Source organism: Paenibacillus sp. B1-35 (assembly GCF_050474385.1).
Lineage (GTDB): Bacteria > Bacillota > Bacilli > Paenibacillales > Paenibacillaceae > Paenibacillus_B > Paenibacillus_B alvei.
In genome coordinates this window covers 485,983-503,300 of the sequence record NZ_JBCHVJ010000003.1, presented here as the reverse complement: position 1 = coordinate 503,300, position 17,318 = coordinate 485,983, and the positions used below count along the sequence as shown (strand labels likewise).

Annotated in this window: 13 protein-coding genes; all 13 read right to left on the bottom strand. The window is 41.4% G+C overall.

From position 1 onward, the window contains the following. Positions 1-32: 32 nt before the first annotated feature. Positions 33-1,034 carry a hypothetical protein gene (locus ACQ5BJ_RS14055; RefSeq protein WP_005548952.1) on the bottom strand — a complete coding sequence of 334 codons (1,002 nt, stop codon included), beginning with the start codon at positions 1,032-1,034 and terminating at the stop codon, positions 33-35. Then, on the bottom strand, positions 1,031-1,621 hold the full coding sequence (locus tag ACQ5BJ_RS14050; RefSeq protein ID WP_005548954.1) for a phage tail domain-containing protein: 591 nt from the start codon (positions 1,619-1,621) through the stop codon (positions 1,031-1,033). The genes ACQ5BJ_RS14055 and ACQ5BJ_RS14050 overlap by 4 nt, the downstream gene beginning before the upstream one ends. After that, complete coding sequence (locus ACQ5BJ_RS14045; RefSeq protein WP_430113401.1) at positions 1,621-7,536, bottom strand: phage tail tape measure protein; 5,916 nt, start codon at positions 7,534-7,536, stop codon at positions 1,621-1,623. Before ACQ5BJ_RS14045 ends, ACQ5BJ_RS14050 begins: the two co-directional genes overlap by 1 nt. Positions 7,537-7,596: 60 nt before the next feature. Beyond that, positions 7,597-8,019, bottom strand: a complete 423-nt coding sequence (locus tag ACQ5BJ_RS14040) for a hypothetical protein (RefSeq protein ID WP_005548961.1) — start codon at positions 8,017-8,019, stop codon at positions 7,597-7,599. Positions 8,020-8,034: 15 nt separating this feature from the next. After that, positions 8,035-8,445 (bottom strand): hypothetical protein, encoded by a 411-nt coding sequence (locus tag ACQ5BJ_RS14035; protein ID WP_005548963.1) that lies wholly within the window; start codon positions 8,443-8,445, stop codon positions 8,035-8,037. An 18-nt stretch (positions 8,446-8,463) separates the two neighbouring features. Then, positions 8,464-8,964, bottom strand: coding sequence for a hypothetical protein (locus tag ACQ5BJ_RS14030; protein ID WP_268599777.1), 501 nt, complete (start codon positions 8,962-8,964; stop codon positions 8,464-8,466). A 122-nt stretch (positions 8,965-9,086) separates the two neighbouring features. Then, on the bottom strand, positions 9,087-9,842 hold the full coding sequence (locus ACQ5BJ_RS14025; protein ID WP_268599778.1) for a hypothetical protein: 756 nt from the start codon (positions 9,840-9,842) through the stop codon (positions 9,087-9,089). Positions 9,843-9,956: 114 nt separating this feature from the next. Next, positions 9,957-10,700, bottom strand: a complete 744-nt coding sequence (locus tag ACQ5BJ_RS14020; protein ID WP_268599779.1) for a hypothetical protein — start codon at positions 10,698-10,700, stop codon at positions 9,957-9,959. Positions 10,701-10,813: 113 nt separating this feature from the next. After that, positions 10,814-11,926, bottom strand: coding sequence for a hypothetical protein (locus ACQ5BJ_RS14015; protein WP_430110473.1), 1,113 nt, complete (start codon positions 11,924-11,926; stop codon positions 10,814-10,816). A gap of 150 nt (positions 11,927-12,076) precedes the next feature. Then, positions 12,077-13,489 (bottom strand): MDR family MFS transporter, encoded by a 1,413-nt coding sequence (locus ACQ5BJ_RS14010; RefSeq protein ID WP_268599781.1) that lies wholly within the window; start codon positions 13,487-13,489, stop codon positions 12,077-12,079. A 279-nt stretch (positions 13,490-13,768) separates the two neighbouring features. Then, positions 13,769-14,626: a hypothetical protein gene (locus ACQ5BJ_RS14005; RefSeq protein ID WP_430110476.1), complete on the bottom strand. Its 858-nt coding sequence runs from the start codon at positions 14,624-14,626 to the stop codon at positions 13,769-13,771. A gap of 273 nt (positions 14,627-14,899) precedes the next feature. After that, complete coding sequence (locus ACQ5BJ_RS14000; RefSeq protein ID WP_430110478.1) at positions 14,900-16,369, bottom strand: carboxypeptidase-like regulatory domain-containing protein; 1,470 nt, start codon at positions 16,367-16,369, stop codon at positions 14,900-14,902. 142 nt (positions 16,370-16,511) lie between these two features. Then, positions 16,512-17,075 (bottom strand): RNA polymerase sigma factor, encoded by a 564-nt coding sequence (locus tag ACQ5BJ_RS13995; RefSeq protein ID WP_430110481.1) that lies wholly within the window; start codon positions 17,073-17,075, stop codon positions 16,512-16,514. Positions 17,076-17,318: the final 243 nt, after the last annotated feature.

Genomic DNA, 17,318 nt, shown 5'->3' with positions numbered 1-17,318 from the left:
AAATAAGCTGCCCGAAGGCAGCTTATGCTTATTTAACCAATGACCGTAACCCGGTACTGATTAACGGCAGGTACGGATGGGAATGTCAAAATGACGCTGTTCTCATCCATCATATTAATTTGGGCATCTACTGCCGCGAATGGAGATTCCGCCTCCCGCACCATGACGACGACATCTCGAGTATTCAGTGGATGCTTGATTGTGTAGGTTGTAGAAAGACCGTCTCCGATCGTTTTCGCAACTTTTCCGGTTGCGCCCAAGCTTCGTCTTGCTCCATCAGCATCCGTAGCTCCGGTTCCTCCGTGAGCCAGCTCAATGGTATCCGCTTTCCATTTTCCCATTTGAATGGTGCCTACTGTCTCAATCGTTGCTTCACCCTTGTAATTGCCGATTGTGCCGAACGGCACGAATTCGCAGCTAGACCCCATCTCTTTCCATTGAACGGTCTTATACACATACCAGTGTACGCTGCCGTCGACGATCGTGGAGCCGCTAATATTGGTCCAGGCTGGTTCGACGGAATCCGAAGCGCCTTCAATAATGCATTTATAGTAATAGCTCATATCGCCATTCGTAGCGACGACGATTTCATCCAGCTTATAATGATAAGACGGCTTCCATGCCGTATGCCCATATAGATCATATACCAGACTTCCGGATGTAGTCGGGAATGTTGGCTGCTTCATCCCGCTTGTGCCCTCGATAATGCATTCATAATAATGGCCATTATCCGGAGAGGCTTTCACCTTGTTGCCTGCCTTATAGGAATACTGCTTCTGCCATGTAGGTGCAAATACGCCTTCCCGCACATTTACCCAGCCTGCGAAATCGCCGCGCGATGCGTTCTTGTTCCAAAACTTCTTCCCTGCATGAAAAAACTCACCCATCTCGGGGTGAGTTGCTACGTCGGATATAAGCTCTTCAAAATGATTATCGAGCACTTGAAAATTATCGGCCAACCAAGCGATGGTTTGATCGACCTGATCCGATACTTGCGGCTTTTTTAACCCCATCTTCTTCGTTTGTATCATCATAGATCACTCCATTTCATTCCTGAATATTGTAGCCATGTCGTGCTTCCGCTCTTTACCTGCAAAGCTCCGTTGACAATTTCGATATTTTGCAGCGTCCCCATCCCATTAGTAAAAGTGTTTTCCTGGATTGTTTTTGTCAGTTTTGTGCCGTCGAACATCATCTTTTCCTTCAAGGTCTTGGGCGTATAGGAGTATGGTCCGTCGCATCTCATCTTCAAGGTAATATAGCCTTGCTTCAATCCATTATGAATGAGATTCACGTCTCCATCCGGCATGCAATAAAATACCCGGGTCGGATTATCGACGGTGTAGAAAGGTTTGTAGTAAGGCTGTGACAGCCAGCGGGCAACTTCTCGAATACGCCGCTCGTCATAATGAAATTCAAAGGCAAAGGTGAGATTAAATTCGAGCGGGCTTAATTCGATGGCCTGAAAATACGGTTTATGTCTTCCGCTTACTTTTTTCTCGATAATGCTTCTTGACGGCAGCAAGCTCTCCTCGAACATACCTCCGTCTAGTTTGCAATTCAATAACCCCATATCGACGGAATAGATGCCGTCATAATAAAAATGTACGCCTTCCAGCATTAAAATCTCCCCCCTCTTGTACGCTTCAGTTTGTTCACGATTTCCGTCGCCACGATATCGGCCGTATTCCGGTCTGCATTTCCATTTACATTCACTTCAATGTGATATTCATGCTGCTCATTGGCTGGAGCAGGAATGACTGACGGAATGGATGCCGGCATGAAATTAGCAATAGGGAAACTAGGCACAGCCGATCGAATTTGTTCCACGATGCGAGCCGTGTCCAAAATGTGCTTTGTCTGCTCGGCGTTTAATACGAGTTCCTTTTTATCCAACAGCGCTAATTTACCGGAATTCCCGCTCCAATCCCCCGTATAGCCGCCTGTATCGAATTGGTGCAGAGGCTTTCCGTCCTTATACCATGACCCATTCTTGTATACTGCACCTATTTCTTTTCCTAGCTTTCTGTTCTCTTCCTCTAATCTTTTTCTTTCCTTTTCATCAGTGGTCAGTTTCCACTTCTTACTGTTGGATATCATTTCAGTGATTTTGTCTTTCGCGGATAGTAAGCTGTTGTCTGGGAGGCCTGCGGTAGGTTTATTACTTCCGTCGAGGTTTTGGGAATTCGCATCGTTGACGATTGAACCCATGGAACCAAGCTTTGAGTCATTTAATTTGTTGAGTTCACGAATTGCTTCCTTTACTTTATCGGTGAAATTCGTCGTAATCGAATCTCCTAATATATCGAATTTGGAATCGACTTCTCCAGACCAAGTGTTGACGGTTTCAAGCATTTCATTGAAGTTGCCTTCATATACTTGCTTGCGCATATCTGCAAATTTTTGTTCGTTGTTCAGTTCATTTTCCCAGAACTTTTGCCGTTCCTCCGCCTTCTGTTCCAACAATTTGACCGTGTTGTTGTATTCCTCTTCCATCTTTTCTTTTTTGCTTTCCAGCTTTTCTTGCTCCGAGTTCAGTTCGTCCTCCAGGTTATTCTTGCGGAGCTCGATTTCCCGATTATGCTGATATTCGGACAACTCCTGTTCTTTCTCGGTCAATTGCTTGATTAAGTCGGCTTTTTGACTTTTCGCTTCATAGGAATCATCCATGGATAACAAGTCGATTTGTTTTTTGAGATCCGTTATTTCGTCTTGTTTTTTGGACAAATCATTTTCATAGGTTCGCGTGGATTCCGTGCGATCAAGCATCTGCATTTGTTGATCGTAGGCATCCTGCAACGCTTTAAGCTCTTTATCGATTTGCTTCATCCGATTCTCATGAACCTGTTTTTCTTGTTCGAGCTTTAACCGATAATGTTCCTCGTCCGCTTTTTTTAAGAGTTCGAGTTTTTCTTTGTATAGCTCGACATATTGATCGGCTGCTTTTTCGTAAATGTCTTTTACGCTGCCATTAAGATCCTTAACCGACCGTTCTGTATCTTGCAGCTTATCCTCTTGTTTCTCGATTTCATCGGTCAAACGTTCCACGATATCTTTGTTGTTTTTATTTAACTCCAACTGCGACTTAAGGAATTTAATATTGTTTTTAATATCATTGGCCTCACCCTTGCGCAAGCCAGCGATTTGTTGCAAATATCCGATATGCTTCGCATAATCCCCATCTTCTTTATCCACGTCATAGCGAATATTATCCTCTAGTTGCTGAATGCTTTTGGCATATTTTTTGCTCTCGTCGTTCATGCGGTACAGATGCTTGTCGATGACGGAGTTGGCTATTTTTGTTTTCTCCGAATTAATATCCCTATCCTTTTGACGCATTTCAGAATATTTTCCTTCAATACTCTTCCTTAATTCGTCTTTTTTAAGTTCCGACAAATCTTTATTTTTTAATTGTTCTTCATAAAAATTTATTTCGTCTTGGTAACTTTTCTTTTGCAAACTTAATAATTGGATTTTTTCAGCCGCATGATCACGATACCCTTGGGTTGTACTGTCATATAAATCCATTACGTAATCCTGATAATCTATTTTCTCGGATAACGTATCTCTTCGATGGCTGTACATAGTGGCTGTAGCATCAACCATCTTACTATTAAGCTCTGCAATGACCGACTCCATTTCAGAAGATTGAGATTGCAAATCATGGAGACGATCTTTCGCTTGGGCTACCTCTTGCTCAATTTCCGCTGCAATCGCTTGTTTCGTTTTATTTGCATTTTTATCTTTATCGACGGTCATATAGCCGGTTTTCTTGATTTGTTTTTGCTTGATTTGTTCATTTAAAGAACTTATTTCATTGTCAATCGTTTTTTTCTTCTCACCTGACAATCTGATTTCTTCAGCTAGAGCCTGCCGGTGCTGCTTAGACCACGTACTGTACTTCTCTTGAATTCTTTGCTGCTTTTCAATGGATTGAGTAAGTTCGTCCATATGTTCTTTATACTTGTCTACCACATAGATTGCATCTTGAAGTTCGGGTTTCGGGTTAGAAGAATGAGAACTCCCCCCATAAGAACTACCGCTAGAAGCTTGTTTTTTTTTAGCAGCTACTTTATCCTTTATCGCTTTTAGTTTTTCTTTATCTCCGTAATATGTGTGTTTTATATGACGATTATAACCAGCTTGTGTAAGCTCTTTTGCTGCATTCATTTCATCGATAGTAGTCGTGTATATTCCATTTTTTCGATTGTTCTCTATTTCATCGTTCTTCTTTTTTGCGTCGTCATAAATTTTATCTACATCAACATCGTATAAATTTCGAGCATCCATAAGCAATTCGTAAGCTTCAATCTCATCTTCGATTGCTTCGATTGTATTGACTGCTTTGTCCTTTGCAGCAATGCCTTGCTTATTCTTCTTATCGATATCATCTTGAAATTCTTTTTCTCTTTGCTGCATTAAATCTTTTAAACCATCTGCAGTAAGTTGAATGTTCCCGTTTTCAATATAAATTGCATCATGTAAGGAAGGATACGTACTTAGCAATTCAGTAATCGAATCTTTAGATAGCTTTTGTCCATCTGCTAATTTATGATAAGCAGAACGAAGATTTTCAATCTCTTTCGCATTTTTCGGATCAATTTTCATTCTCGTGCTATTTATTTCTTTGGCTGCTTTTTGATGTCCGACTCTTATGTCATTGAATAATTTGAGGAACGGATTATTAACCGGATTTTTGCTCAATTTTTCTTTTATATTATCTATAACATCAAGCATATTATTAGCCTGTTCTGGTTTTACGTTCATCAGATCATCAATAGATACTTTGTTACCTTGAATTACCCCCATTATTTCATTAATAAACGAAGGGATCTTTTGAGCAGCATCTTTTGTGTCTTCACCGAAATTATCTATATTTTCCACAAATATTTGTTTAAGGGATTCTATAAATAAAAACTTATTTGAGTCTACAGGTATATTGCTAGAGTTAATATAATTCTGAAAGGCTAAGTTAATAGATTCATTGAAATCGGTAGAACCATGAATGATACTGTCCTTCAAGTTTTGATTTTCTACTTCATATTTTTCTTTTTCAGCGATAATATCATTTATAAACTTATCAAAATTTGCTAAGGCTGCACTTCTATCGGGTGATCCTTGTAAGCTATTTATGAGAATAGTATAGAACGGATTAACGTCTAGAGCTTTATCTTTTGGTAAGGCATCAAAAATTGGATTCATTTTATTTGTGAAAGCTTCTTTTATACCCTCAATATCATCAAATTTGATGTCTTTAATGTCCGTTTCGATAAACATTCTTGCTCTTTTTGCAAAGTCGAGCCGCGTATCTTGGAAGTCGATTTGTTTTTTGTTATTTCTGATTTTCTTAATATTTTGATCTACTTCTCCAAAATCGCCATCTAATTTTAACTTCAACTCTTCTTTATTATTTTTTAGTTCTCTTTGCTCTTCTTCTACTCGAAGCCTCTTTATTTCATCCGCACTTTTTGCTACAGCATTCCCATATTCATCATAGTGGGAAATAAGTTCAGGCAACTTCGTTTTTATTTGCTCAATAATACCTAAATACTTTTCCTCTTCCTCTATTGTTCGGCTTTTACCTTTAAGTTGCAAATTCTCAAAGGTATCAACATCCATATTCTTTCCATCAAAAATGCTGTCATAGTCTTCTTTAAACTTTTTAATTCTTTTGGTATCGTCATCGAGGAATTTTAATCTATCTTTTCGATCGTTCTCTGGTTTGTTGATAATGTTAAACAGACCTTGAATTACTTCCCCAATCATAAGAAGTGCACCCACGTATGGGACAATTCTCGCTAACCCTTTTCCTATTACTGAGAAAAAAGTGCCAATGCTGCTGCTGCCCATAACGAGATTTTTCAAGGCATCAAATTTAGACAACCCGCTGAGCCCGGCAAAAACTGTAGCTATAGGAAGAGCGCCTATCATTTCCGTTACTTTTGTAAGAAATTCTACTATTGTCGTTAACCCAGAAATAATATCTTTAACGGCTTCTGAATTGCTAAACGTATTCCAAAATTCAGAAAGAGACGTTTGCAGCTTCCCGATGCGCGCCTCGAAACTGTCCGCATGCTGATTGAATGCTTGAGCCGCCGATCCGGCTGAGCTCATAGCTGTTTCGGTTGCTCCCTTGGCCTTGCTCCAATTCTCCATGATGGAGGATACGACCTCGTTCTGATCCCCGCCGATCTTGCTGGAAACGTCCACCTTCTCTTCCTTCGACAATTTATCCCATACCTGAGAGAGACTCTGGAAGATTTCATAGGTGGACTTAAAGGTCGTTTGATCCTCTTTCATTAAATCTAGAGCGCCGCTGCCCATCAATTTGTATTTCTCATTGAGAGACGCAAATGTTTTTTCAATTTGCGGAACGACGCCCCTTACTTTTTCGCCGCTCTCAGAAAGTCCCTGCAATCTCAATGCAATGGTTTTTAATCCCGCTCCGGCTTTTTCCGGATCTTTCAGATCAATATTCGCTGCCGTAATCATTCCAATGGATTGCTGAACCGTATTTCCGGCCTTTTTCAGATCAGAGGAGGAGTCTTTCAACGCATTGCCCAAGCCTTCTGACGTGATGGAGAAATTATTCTTAACCGCCGTAAACATATCAACGACGCTGCGGACATTGTTCCCGTATTTATCGACTTCAATGTCGAAGCCGCGCAATACGGCTATGATGCTCGCGCTCGCGTCACCTATGCCCATGCCGCCGACCTTGGACAGTAATATGCTGTTTTCACTTAACCCCGTTGACTGTTCCAACGTATAGCCCAGCTTTTGGAACTCTGTGGTTGCTCTTACTACGGAAGCTGAAGCAACGCCCATTTCCTTACTGATTCCAAAGGCACGTTCTTTAAACGCATCTAGTTCTTGTGAGCTTGCCCCGGACGTGCTCTTCAGGTCGATCATGGCCCTATCGAGTTCTACGACTTTCTCAAGCCCCTTCTTCATCTGATCCTCGAACTTGAACGACCATTCAAACGCCTCAGAGGCGCGTTGCCATGACGGAATACCATTCATTGCAGCAGCCAGCTTATCCGGAATTGATTCTTCCTTTTTTGCTTTACTATCCGAGGAAGAAGATGCTTTTGTGCCAGATTCCTGCTTACTAGCCGTATTTTTAGCGGAATCTATTATACTGGATTGATTCTGAGCCGCGGTTGATTGCATCTTCAGCAATTGAGCATACGATCTTGTCAATTCATCGATTTGGCGCTTGGCTTCTTTTTGCTGTCTTACAAATTCCTTTCCTGCTTTCGCAACATCGATTTTAGACAGTTCCTTAATCGATTTTTTCAATTTTTTGATTTCGTCGCCAGCCTTGCCAAGTCCATAGTCGATATCAATCTTGCCAATTGAGGCGATTAACTTTTGTATGCTGCTGATCTCGCGAATGACACTGTCTTTGTTCTGGATAATTAGTTCAAGCTTGAATTTATACTTTTTGCTAATGTTCGCGATCAGCTTTTTTATATCTTTTTCAGCATTTTTCATATCTACGCCTAATAAAATCGTCTGATCATTCGTCATCATCAAACACCCCTTTTCAGTGCATAAAAGAAAAAGGAGTGCTCTTCGCACCCCTCACCCATATCATTCAGTCGTAATCATCTCTGCAATATCGCACCATCTGTCATATTCCAAAGCCTCGCTGCCTTTAAAAGTCTTATCGCACTCCAAAATTAATTCTTTTATAAAGAGCAGCATTTCTTTACGCTCTGTATTTTGCTCAATAACAAAATTCTCATTTAACAATAGGAAATACTCACCCTGAAAGCCTTCACGATCAGGCACATCGTACATTTGCTGTCCGTTCGACTCGATGATGACAGGTTCCCCATTGCTGTCCAGTTTAGCGAACTCGCGAATCAATTCCGCATGCTCTTCTTGAATCAGCTTGTGGCGCTCCATTAGTACTTTCACGAATCTCGTTCGCAATCGCGACTTCCGACCCGTCAATTCAAAGCTCATTAGAAAGGTAATAAAGGGTTCAACCTCAGCATTTTTTAGTTCCATTTGGATCTACTCCTTTTATTTGGTTTGACGTTCAATATAATCAAGCGGATTGGAACGGATTTTACGCTCCTTCAACAAATACAAGAAGAAGGACGACATCGAACTTAATCTTCGTTGAATTCTTCGTTCATTATTTCCCAGCTCCATGATGCAAAATGAAATAAAATCCTCAATCAGTGAAATCATTCTGTCGATCCCATTCTCGGAATTCACACATTTTAATATATCCTCTTCTGACAATGTTCCTTTTTCAGCTCTGTCATGTAGAAAGACCAACCATTGATTAAAATCAGATAAGTAACTTAATTGGGAAGATTCACTAAGACTTTTGTATGTAAAGTAACAACTCACATAATGTTTATTTTCATTCGCTACCTTTTCTAACTTTTCTTTTGTTACATATCGTATATATTTTCTGCTAGACAACTGACTATCCCCTGTTCTTTATTCCATTAGGCTTTTATCCGCTAACTGTGTTTTCATTTTCTCTTTCAGTTCTTCAAATTCTTTAGCATTTGCATTGAAAGTATCGATGGCACTTCGCAGGGTGCTGGACAATCTTTCGAGCTCTTTTTCCTCAAAACTCATATAAATCTGAAACAGTGTCCCTGTATTAATCATGTTCTCGATTGCTTGAAGCTGCTCGCTAAATGTAGAAGGAAGCTCTAATGTTGTAAAATGCTTAACCGTTAAAAACATCAAATACGGAACAATAATTTGTTCATATTTCTCCTTATCTTGCAATTTAGCTTGATCGAGCTTATCGATCAGTTCTGTAATGCAAGAATCCATTTTGGCGGGACTAAAATATTTACAAATTTCTAAGCCAAATTGCTGAGCTTTATCCCCAATGTCAATCGTAACGACAACCTTTTTCGTTTCGTTAAACTTCTCATTCATTTGTGTAATTAGTTCATAATTTAAATTTTTTACTCGCTTTGCCATTTGTGCTCACTCCCGAATCGTCAATTTATAAATAAAATGTTCATTTTATTAAAATTCGAAAAAAAAGGCGAGAAGGAGAACCCTTCTCGCCTTCAATTTAATACTTTATTTTGCTTTTGATATTAGTAACGAATAATCTTAACCATGTCTGTGCTAGCTGGATCTTTAAATACATCCAATTTCATATCGAATACGGATGGATCTCCATCAGGCTGCATAGTCAATGTAAATTCGGAACCGATTTTCGCTTTCGGAATGACGATTTGAACTTTCTCATCCTTACCTGTCGTTTCAGAACGCCATACCGTTTTACCAACGACACGATAGTAACCGCTGAACTTATCGGATTTAATCGTAAGAACTTCTGCGTCGTTCGTTGTTTGATAAGTAAAGTACACAATAACCTTTCGGCCAACTGGCAGATCAGTGGAAGGAACCGTAATTTCCTTGTCCGTTACTGTGATCGATGCCTTTGGCACCTCTTTTTCCTGGCTATAGCCGTCTTCAGAGAAGTAGATTTGAACAGAATCTTTATCTGCCTTTTCTTCAAGAACAATTTTAGAATTATTAGCACCGCCGTCAGTTGCCACTGCTACCACACGCTCATAAATCGTTTCTGTGCGTTTCTCCAGCTCAGTGCCGGTTTGCATTGCAATCGATTTTGGATTCAACAATGCGTCCTGGATATTAAATGTAGCTGTACGACCAAAGTCCCAACCTACAAGACGGCTTCCGCCTTTACCGCCGGTTGCAAAGCTGCTTTCTGCCGTATTTTCCAGATTAGATAGCTTCAACGTATCTAAGTACAATTCTGCCTTGTTCGTCAACAAGTTGTAGAACATTACATCTGCTACCTCTTTAACTCCAAATCGTGCCATAATAAATCCTCTCCTTAACTAAGTTATGATTGAGTTGCTTACATTCTAAATAGTCACTTTTGCTAAATGATTTATTGTTTTTTGGTTATTCTATGCTCGAACCCTATTTTCTCCTTAATTATCTCTACTTGACCAATGACGAAGCTGAACATTCTGGGCCCCAGCCAACATCGATTGAATACTAATATCATACTGATCGATAATTTCAAGCCGCTTGAATTTCCTGTACACTTGGAACACCGTTAAGTCAAGCATGTTAATTTCATTGATACTATATGATTTAGATGTAATGGCTGCGAGGATATCAAAGAAATCTAAATCGTCGTTACCTACTTCATCTAGTCTACTTTTCCGCCGCTTTAGTTCATCTCGTCGTTTTGCCAGCTTGTCCATTTGTTCCTTTAGTTTTTTCGTTTCTTCATCTGCCGGATCGAACTCGTTGTCTTTCTTCTCATCAAAGTGATTGATGTAATTTTGCCATTTAATTACTTCTTGAATCTCTTTATAATTCATTTTATTAATTTGGCGCATCTCTCCGTCCGTCATTGTAACGATCAAGCTTACGTTCTCCTTGTCCGGATAGACTTCAGCCCTGAGAAAGAAGGAAACTGACTGTATGAGAAGTTCAACAATGTCATCGCCACCTCCCAATAACAATAACTCAAGCGTATCTATATGTTCTGGGGCCTCTTTCAGGAGATTGCTATTGTTTAGCGTAATCATGTTTAAATATTTCATATATTCTGAATATCCTACATCAATAATGTCTCTTATTTTCAACGGATAGATTTCACCAAAATTCTTTGCATAAATCGGCCTGCCTCCCAATAATTTCAGTTTTAAATCAATACTCTCCATTGTTCTTTATCTCGCTCCTATTCATGTATGCAGACAATAAAATAATTAATAAGAAATAATTTCTCACAGAAATCACCGCACTTCCCACATATATATTTTTTATTTATAGTACTTTATTTAGTTTTTGAAGAAAGACATGACTCTTTATATTTCGATTTACGACACTTTTTGCATATTGATCGAAGTCCTGATTTCGAGTTTTTCATAGGACTGAAATATTTTGTACTGGCAATATAGTTCTGCTTGCAACAGTTGCATGTTTTATACTTTCCGCGCAATATATATGTATATAACCAATCTTCTTTACTTTGTTTGTATGTTTCTACGAGCATAGACGGAATCGTATCTCTTGTCATTTTACTAAGTGCTGGCTTGGTCATTTTTACATGATATTTTTGATTTAACCGCTCAATCATCATGTCATGTGTGCACCCTTCAATTTTCCACACGAATACATCCTTCATGTAATCCTTCATTATGGTGTGATCCATTAATTCTTCAAAAATAAGCATCACTAGCTTTAAATATCCGTGAGTATCATCGTATGACCTCTCTTTCAATTCCGTATAGCATTCAAACAGTATTCGAACAATCTCAATATCGTCAAATCGAATATAGGAAAGTTGGTTGTTATCTTTTTCTATTTTGCTGATTTTATTGAATCTAATGTATTGCTTAAGTTCATTTTTTACTGCAATTTCATCCTTTTGAATGTCTGTCCGAATCCATTTTAGTTTTTTGATCTCTGCTGCTGGCATTTGCAGACCATTTGAATCTGTACTGGTTTTAATTAGTTTATTAATCTGCTCGATCGCTTTTCCCGTTTCTTTTAGCTCTGCATATGATAATCGATCTTCCTTAAGAACCTTGAGTTTTGGAATTTTGATAATGGAACGGCTGGATTTCTTTTTTGACTCCTCGACCACAATCATTTTTTCGATAGCAGACTCACGAATTTGGTTTCGTTTTTTTCGATATGCCGTAATTGTATCGGAGGCTGCATCACTATCTTGAGTATACAGCAAATAATTTGCTAACGATTCTAAGTCCTTGGCTACCCTGTTGCTGTCGCTTAACATCCCATGTTGACCTATATGCGGGTTATATGCTTCGTCAAAATAACGCACAATATTTGCATCATGTTTTGAAATGATTTCTTGTACCGATTTTAAGCGAGATTTACTGTCTGTTATTTCATAATCCAATTCCACCGACATTTTCCCCATGTGTCATCCACCCCTTTTTTATATCAACATAATAATACTTTCTTTGGTTTTAGTAAACTGTCATTTCGTTTTTCCTCATAAAAAAAGCAGAGCCTTCTCAATTTCATTGGCTCTGCTAGCATCCTCGTATTCTATGAAAATATTAGATTTTTATTTCCCTCTACTATTGATTTTCGGAACAACTCGCCCTTGCGCCTTCCCAAGCCAGTATACGAATGGCAAGCCAATCAGGGTCATGACCATGCTGATCATGTTCACCTCATTGATGCTCATTGTAAATGCTGTATTTTGCAGCAATGTCGCGTCGGCGATCAAGCCATGCAACTCCCCTGCGTGATGAAGTGCGCGTACAGCAAGCAAGGACGTAAACAAGCCGATGGACAAGCTCGCCATCCCTTGGCGCAGCCAACTGTTGATCGAAGATCCATAGCCTGACAGCTCGCGAGGAATCGCAGACATGCCTGCATTCAATATCGGGGTATTCGCAAGAGCAATACCTACATTGCGAACAGCCATCCACAGCGTAATATAGCTATGAGGTGTATCAACATGCAGTCGTCCTAGTTCATACGTGCCAATGACCATCAGCAGCAGCCCTGTTGAGATGAGCTTCACTGGCCCAAACCGCTCATACCAGCGTCCAGTGAATGGCATAACGAAGGCCATAAGCGCTGATGCCGGAAGCAAGACAAGTCCAGATACCAATGTCGAAGAGCCCTGTACACGCTGTAAAAATAATGGTGTTAATAATGCACCAGCATACAAACTAATCGTCACGATCGTAACCAGTATCATGCTAAATGCGAACCGCTTATAACGGAACACGCGGAAATTGAGCAAAGGATGCTCAATGCGAAGAGAGCGGCGTACGAAGGCGATGAGAATGATTATGCCGACGATGATGCAGCCAATCGTCTTCCAAGAACCCCAGCCCCAGTTGGACAAATTGCCAAAGGCAAGCAGCAGCAGCAAGCTGCCCAGCGCTACGGTGAAGAAACCAAGCTTATCAAATGTATCTCCTGAGGCAAGGCGATACATTGGAATATACCGCATGACCGAAATCATCGCAATGATGCCGATAGGTACGTTCATCCAAAACAACCAGTGCCAATCCCCAACATGGACAATCCATCCAGCCAATGTCGGGCCAACAGCTGGCGCGAGCATGGCGGACAATCCCCACAGGCTTATCGCCATCGACTGGCGTTCACGAGGAACTACCTGATATACGACAGACATCGTCGTCGGCATAATGATGCCGCTGAACATCCCTTGAAGGACACGGAATACAATCAGGCTCCATTCACTCCAGGACACCGCACATAACACGGAACAAATCACAAATCCGCTAAGGGCAACTAAGTACAGCCGTTTCGTGCTGAATCGATTGCCCAAATATCCGACAGCAGGCGCAATAATCCCTGTTGCCAGCATAAATCCCGTCAATACCCACTGAATCGTCGTCAAATCCGTGTCAAAATGGGTCATCATTACCGGCAGTGCAATATTGACGGTATTCGTGCTTAATACGGCCAAGAAATTTCCAAAAAAGATGGCAAACATAATACTCCAAAACATCCTGTTGGTCATCGTGTGTTGACTTTGTTCTCCCATATGCATACATCACAGCTTTCTAAATTCGATTTAACCTATTATTTGTTCATCCATGTCATAGCATCCACGCAGTAACACGGCCTTTTTCTAGTGTAATCCTCTCCAGCCTATTGTGTCAATATTGACATATCAACTTGAAATAAATGTTTATCTTCATCCTGCATGCACAAAAAAGAGCCGCAGCTTTTATCCATTAAAAGCGCGACTCTGGATTTACAATTCAATGTATTATGCCATCGGATGTCCAAGCATATGAGCAAAATAGGCGATATTACGATCCAAAATTTCACGGTCGGCATTCGGCAATTGATGAAGAAGCTGCTGAATATCCTTAACGAAGACTCCCATGCCTGACATGTTCGCCTTATCAAACCGGCTATCCACCTTAATAGGAGGAGCCTCTTGCTTGGCGACGGCAATTTCCTCTCGATATTTGTCCATCCAGCCCTTATTCTGCGGTATACGCTGTGCGAATTTCATCAGGACGCCGAACCAGTCTCCGCCTTGGCTAATAGCATCCTCCATTTGCTGATGACTTTCAGGTGCGAACCTTCTCATCAAGTCCGTAATATTCACATAATCATCCGGCGCTCCTGCTGGTTTGGGAGTAGGCTCTCGATATGGATTCGTTCCGGCTGCCGTCCCATCCGCCCGCTTCTGCGACAACGCAGCAATGTTGTTGAACGTGCTAAGCAGTTCCGAGCCCTCTTCATCCGTAAAATAATGCTGTGCGATATATTTGGCTTGGGTCAACCCTAACTCCAGCAAAGCTGAGCGATCCGCATCATCAGGAACAGAGCCGCCGGGAGCCAGATTGGATTCAATGACTGTATACACAGCTTTTTTAATTCCGGGCGATTTTCCTTCCAAAATGCGCTGCAGCGAATCATAGATGTCCGCATTTCCATAATAAGAACCAACATGATGTTCAATAGCACCAACAGCTAGCTGCCGTCCGGTTGGGCTAATTTCAACGGAGTCGTGATTGACGCCGTTCATTATGCCCGTATCGGTTCTCATTTGCCTGCTCGATTGCCCATAGCTGTCATACAGCTTCGGTGAAATCATTGGATTGTTTATTTTCATGGCTGCCTCCTGCATGATGGCATACGACGTATGCTCTATCATCTGAATAGGTATGTTGGATAATTTCAGGCTTCTACAACATATATCGACCACCGGTATCCAATGATTTACATTTCATCCTCAAGTCAGTAAGAAAGCATAAGTACATCCACACAACAAAGCCTCCAGCACGCTAGTTAGGCGAGATTGGAGGCTATAGCAGCTTGCGACTAATAATGAAGAACACTCGCTAATTAACCATCACCATCAATCGTCACATTCATCCGTGAACAATTAACCTCTTCCTCCGTACAAGCTGTAAGCGAAGTGATAGATAATATCCGTTGCACTTACGTTCGGACGTTCGGACACTTGTACGTTAATGCCGCTCAAGTCATAATAATGCGTGAAATTAATAGGTCCCGGTAAAAATTCCATTATGCTTCCCGTTGAAGCCGGCAGGCTTAATGTAGCCGTAAAGTTTCCGTTGGCATCCGTATACACGGAAGCAGTGCGGGTACGATTGCCGCTGCCTTCCGTCCAATTCTTATTCAACCATAGAACATCCACTTTCGCATTAGCGACCGCAAAATTATCCGATGTTGTCACCTTGCCGCTTACCGTGAGCGTGTCTTTTGCACGGAAATGTCTGCCGTATTGGTAAGTCGGATAAGAATTCGGGCCTTCATTGGAATTAAAGCCGATAATGGAAATCTTGTCTGCACGCAGTACCGGTCTAACAGTCAACGTGTAATTGGTATTATCATATTGGCCCGTCGTATAGACACGAACATAGAATGTACCCGTTCCTATTCGAACATTTTTGTCTGTCGGAGATGACAGCAGCCTCATTTGATTGCCTTCATATGCCCCGTATACTTCAACCTTATATCCTTTGCTCATAGAGGTATTATCCAGTGTTAAGTTCAAAGCGTCATAATTGCGATTTTCCGGTACATTTATCGCGAACCAATCATTATCGATCGGAGAGCTGATCGAACGCGTGTTCAACGATGACCCCGATGTGTTCACTGTAAATCCATAGGCGTGAAATGCATTTTCATCCGTCTCATAGGCGTCATATTCCGAACTGACGGCCAGCGTGACGGTAAACGGATCATTGATGCTTCCGCCCTGCTTGGCGAGTACCTCGACGAGATAAGCCTTATCACCCGACGTCGTGTTTTTCGTACCCACGTTTTCAGATAATGTGCGCGTTCCGTTCTCATAATTATTCATATACGTTCCGTAAATCGATTGATCAATTGGCGTCGTAATGATATTGCCTGTTGCCATATCGAATTCGTACAAATACAGATCATAGTTCAACTGCGGCGACAATGGCGGATCGAGCTGTACCTGCAGCACTTCTCCCGGCTTCACGTAAATCGGATATAAATGGACGGCTTCCCCTTCCTTCGGTATAACCCCGGTATAAGTGGCGGTTGTAACCGAGCTGGCCGACTCCGCCAATGTGCGAAGAGAGCTTGTCAGGGGCTGAATAGATGCGGCATCATTCAAATTCACGGGAGTATCAATCGTATGCTGCAAGGCGCCATTTAAGCCATCTGCAGGTGCGGCTTTCATGAGCTGTGTAATAGGCTCCGCATTATCAATCGCGGCATGCAGTGATGATGCATCCTCTTGCGTTATTGCTGGAAGCGCTTCTGAAAGTCTGCCCTCGGCTGCAGACACCACGCTCATTTGAAATACGAGCAGCAGGACGAGGCTTAGCACCGTTACGATCGAAAACTTTTTCTTCATCGTGGTTTTACCCCTTTCTCGATATGTAAAGTGACCTTGAATTCGGAACTGAAGGTCTTATAAATAAAGACGTACACACAAGCTCTTTTCTAACGAAAAATTTATCAATTAGAATCCGTCACTTAGAATTCGAAATGCAAAGTTAAGACCACTTCTTCGAAAATTGCTGCCGAAGCTTGATTCGTGCGCGAGCCAGCCGTTGGCTGATCACTTGCTCGGACAAGTGCAATTCCTTGGAGATCTCTTTATACGATTTATTTTCAAAATAGTGCAGACGAAGCAGGTCTTGGTAATGGGATTTCAATTCACTCATCGATTGATGCAATAAGGAATCCCGCAATTTATTTTCCACTGTAATCGATATGTCCGGTTCCGTTTGGGCAAGCGGGGTTGAGTTGGCTGTGTGCAGCATGGACTCGCCTGCTTTCAAATTGTGGCTTTTATTTTTGCGAAGAACATCGAACGCGGTGTGGCGCGCAACTTGCTTGAGCCAGGAACGAATGGCGGCAGGATGCCGCACATGGTGGATATTCGTCAATGCCTTCATCGAGGCTTCTTGAATGACATCCTCCGTTAACGAGCGATCTTGAACGATGGAATAAATGTCGGCGTACACAAGCTTGCGAAATTCATCATAGACGACCGCCTGAAGCTCTTGGTTCGCATTCTGTACGTATGCGTATAATTGCATCAGTGCTTGTCCCATTTTTGCTTTCCCCCGATCAAATCTTTGATATGGGGCGCCCTTGCCTCCGGTTGATCTGACTCGCTGCTTACAAGCTCGCCCTTAAAACAGCTCGATTCGTTTCAAGTATAACTCATTAATTCCAAATTGTAACAATAACAAGAAGATATTCATGTATCGTTCACATGCGGCAAAATAAAAAAAGAAGCACCGATATATTCGATGCTCCTTTTTCGATCACCCTCAGCATTTCATTTCTTGAAT

Bases quoted from the DNA above. Each gene is read 5' to 3' on its own strand.
- ACQ5BJ_RS14055 (WP_005548952.1), bottom strand. From the start codon at position 1,034: ATGATGATACAAACGAAGAAGATGGGGTTAAAAAAGCCGCAAGTATCG.
- ACQ5BJ_RS14050 (WP_005548954.1), bottom strand. From the start codon at position 1,621: ATGCTGGAAGGCGTACATTTTTATTATGACGGCATCTATTCCGTCGAT.
- ACQ5BJ_RS14045 (WP_430113401.1), bottom strand. From the start codon at position 7,536: ATGATGACGAATGATCAGACGATTTTATTAGGCGTAGATATGAAAAAT.
- ACQ5BJ_RS14040 (WP_005548961.1), bottom strand. From the start codon at position 8,019: ATGGAACTAAAAAATGCTGAGGTTGAACCCTTTATTACCTTTCTAATG.
- ACQ5BJ_RS14030 (WP_268599777.1), bottom strand. From the start codon at position 8,964: ATGGCAAAGCGAGTAAAAAATTTAAATTATGAACTAATTACACAAATG.
- ACQ5BJ_RS14025 (WP_268599778.1), bottom strand. From the start codon at position 9,842: ATGGCACGATTTGGAGTTAAAGAGGTAGCAGATGTAATGTTCTACAAC.
- ACQ5BJ_RS14020 (WP_268599779.1), bottom strand. From the start codon at position 10,700: ATGGAGAGTATTGATTTAAAACTGAAATTATTGGGAGGCAGGCCGATT.
- ACQ5BJ_RS14015 (WP_430110473.1), bottom strand. From the start codon at position 11,926: ATGGGGAAAATGTCGGTGGAATTGGATTATGAAATAACAGACAGTAAA.
- ACQ5BJ_RS14010 (WP_268599781.1), bottom strand. From the start codon at position 13,489: ATGTTTGCCATCTTTTTTGGAAATTTCTTGGCCGTATTAAGCACGAAT.
- ACQ5BJ_RS14005 (WP_430110476.1), bottom strand. From the start codon at position 14,626: ATGAAAATAAACAATCCAATGATTTCACCGAAGCTGTATGACAGCTAT.
- ACQ5BJ_RS14000 (WP_430110478.1), bottom strand. From the start codon at position 16,369: ATGAAGAAAAAGTTTTCGATCGTAACGGTGCTAAGCCTCGTCCTGCTG.
- ACQ5BJ_RS13995 (WP_430110481.1), bottom strand. From the start codon at position 17,075: ATGGGACAAGCACTGATGCAATTATACGCATACGTACAGAATGCGAAC.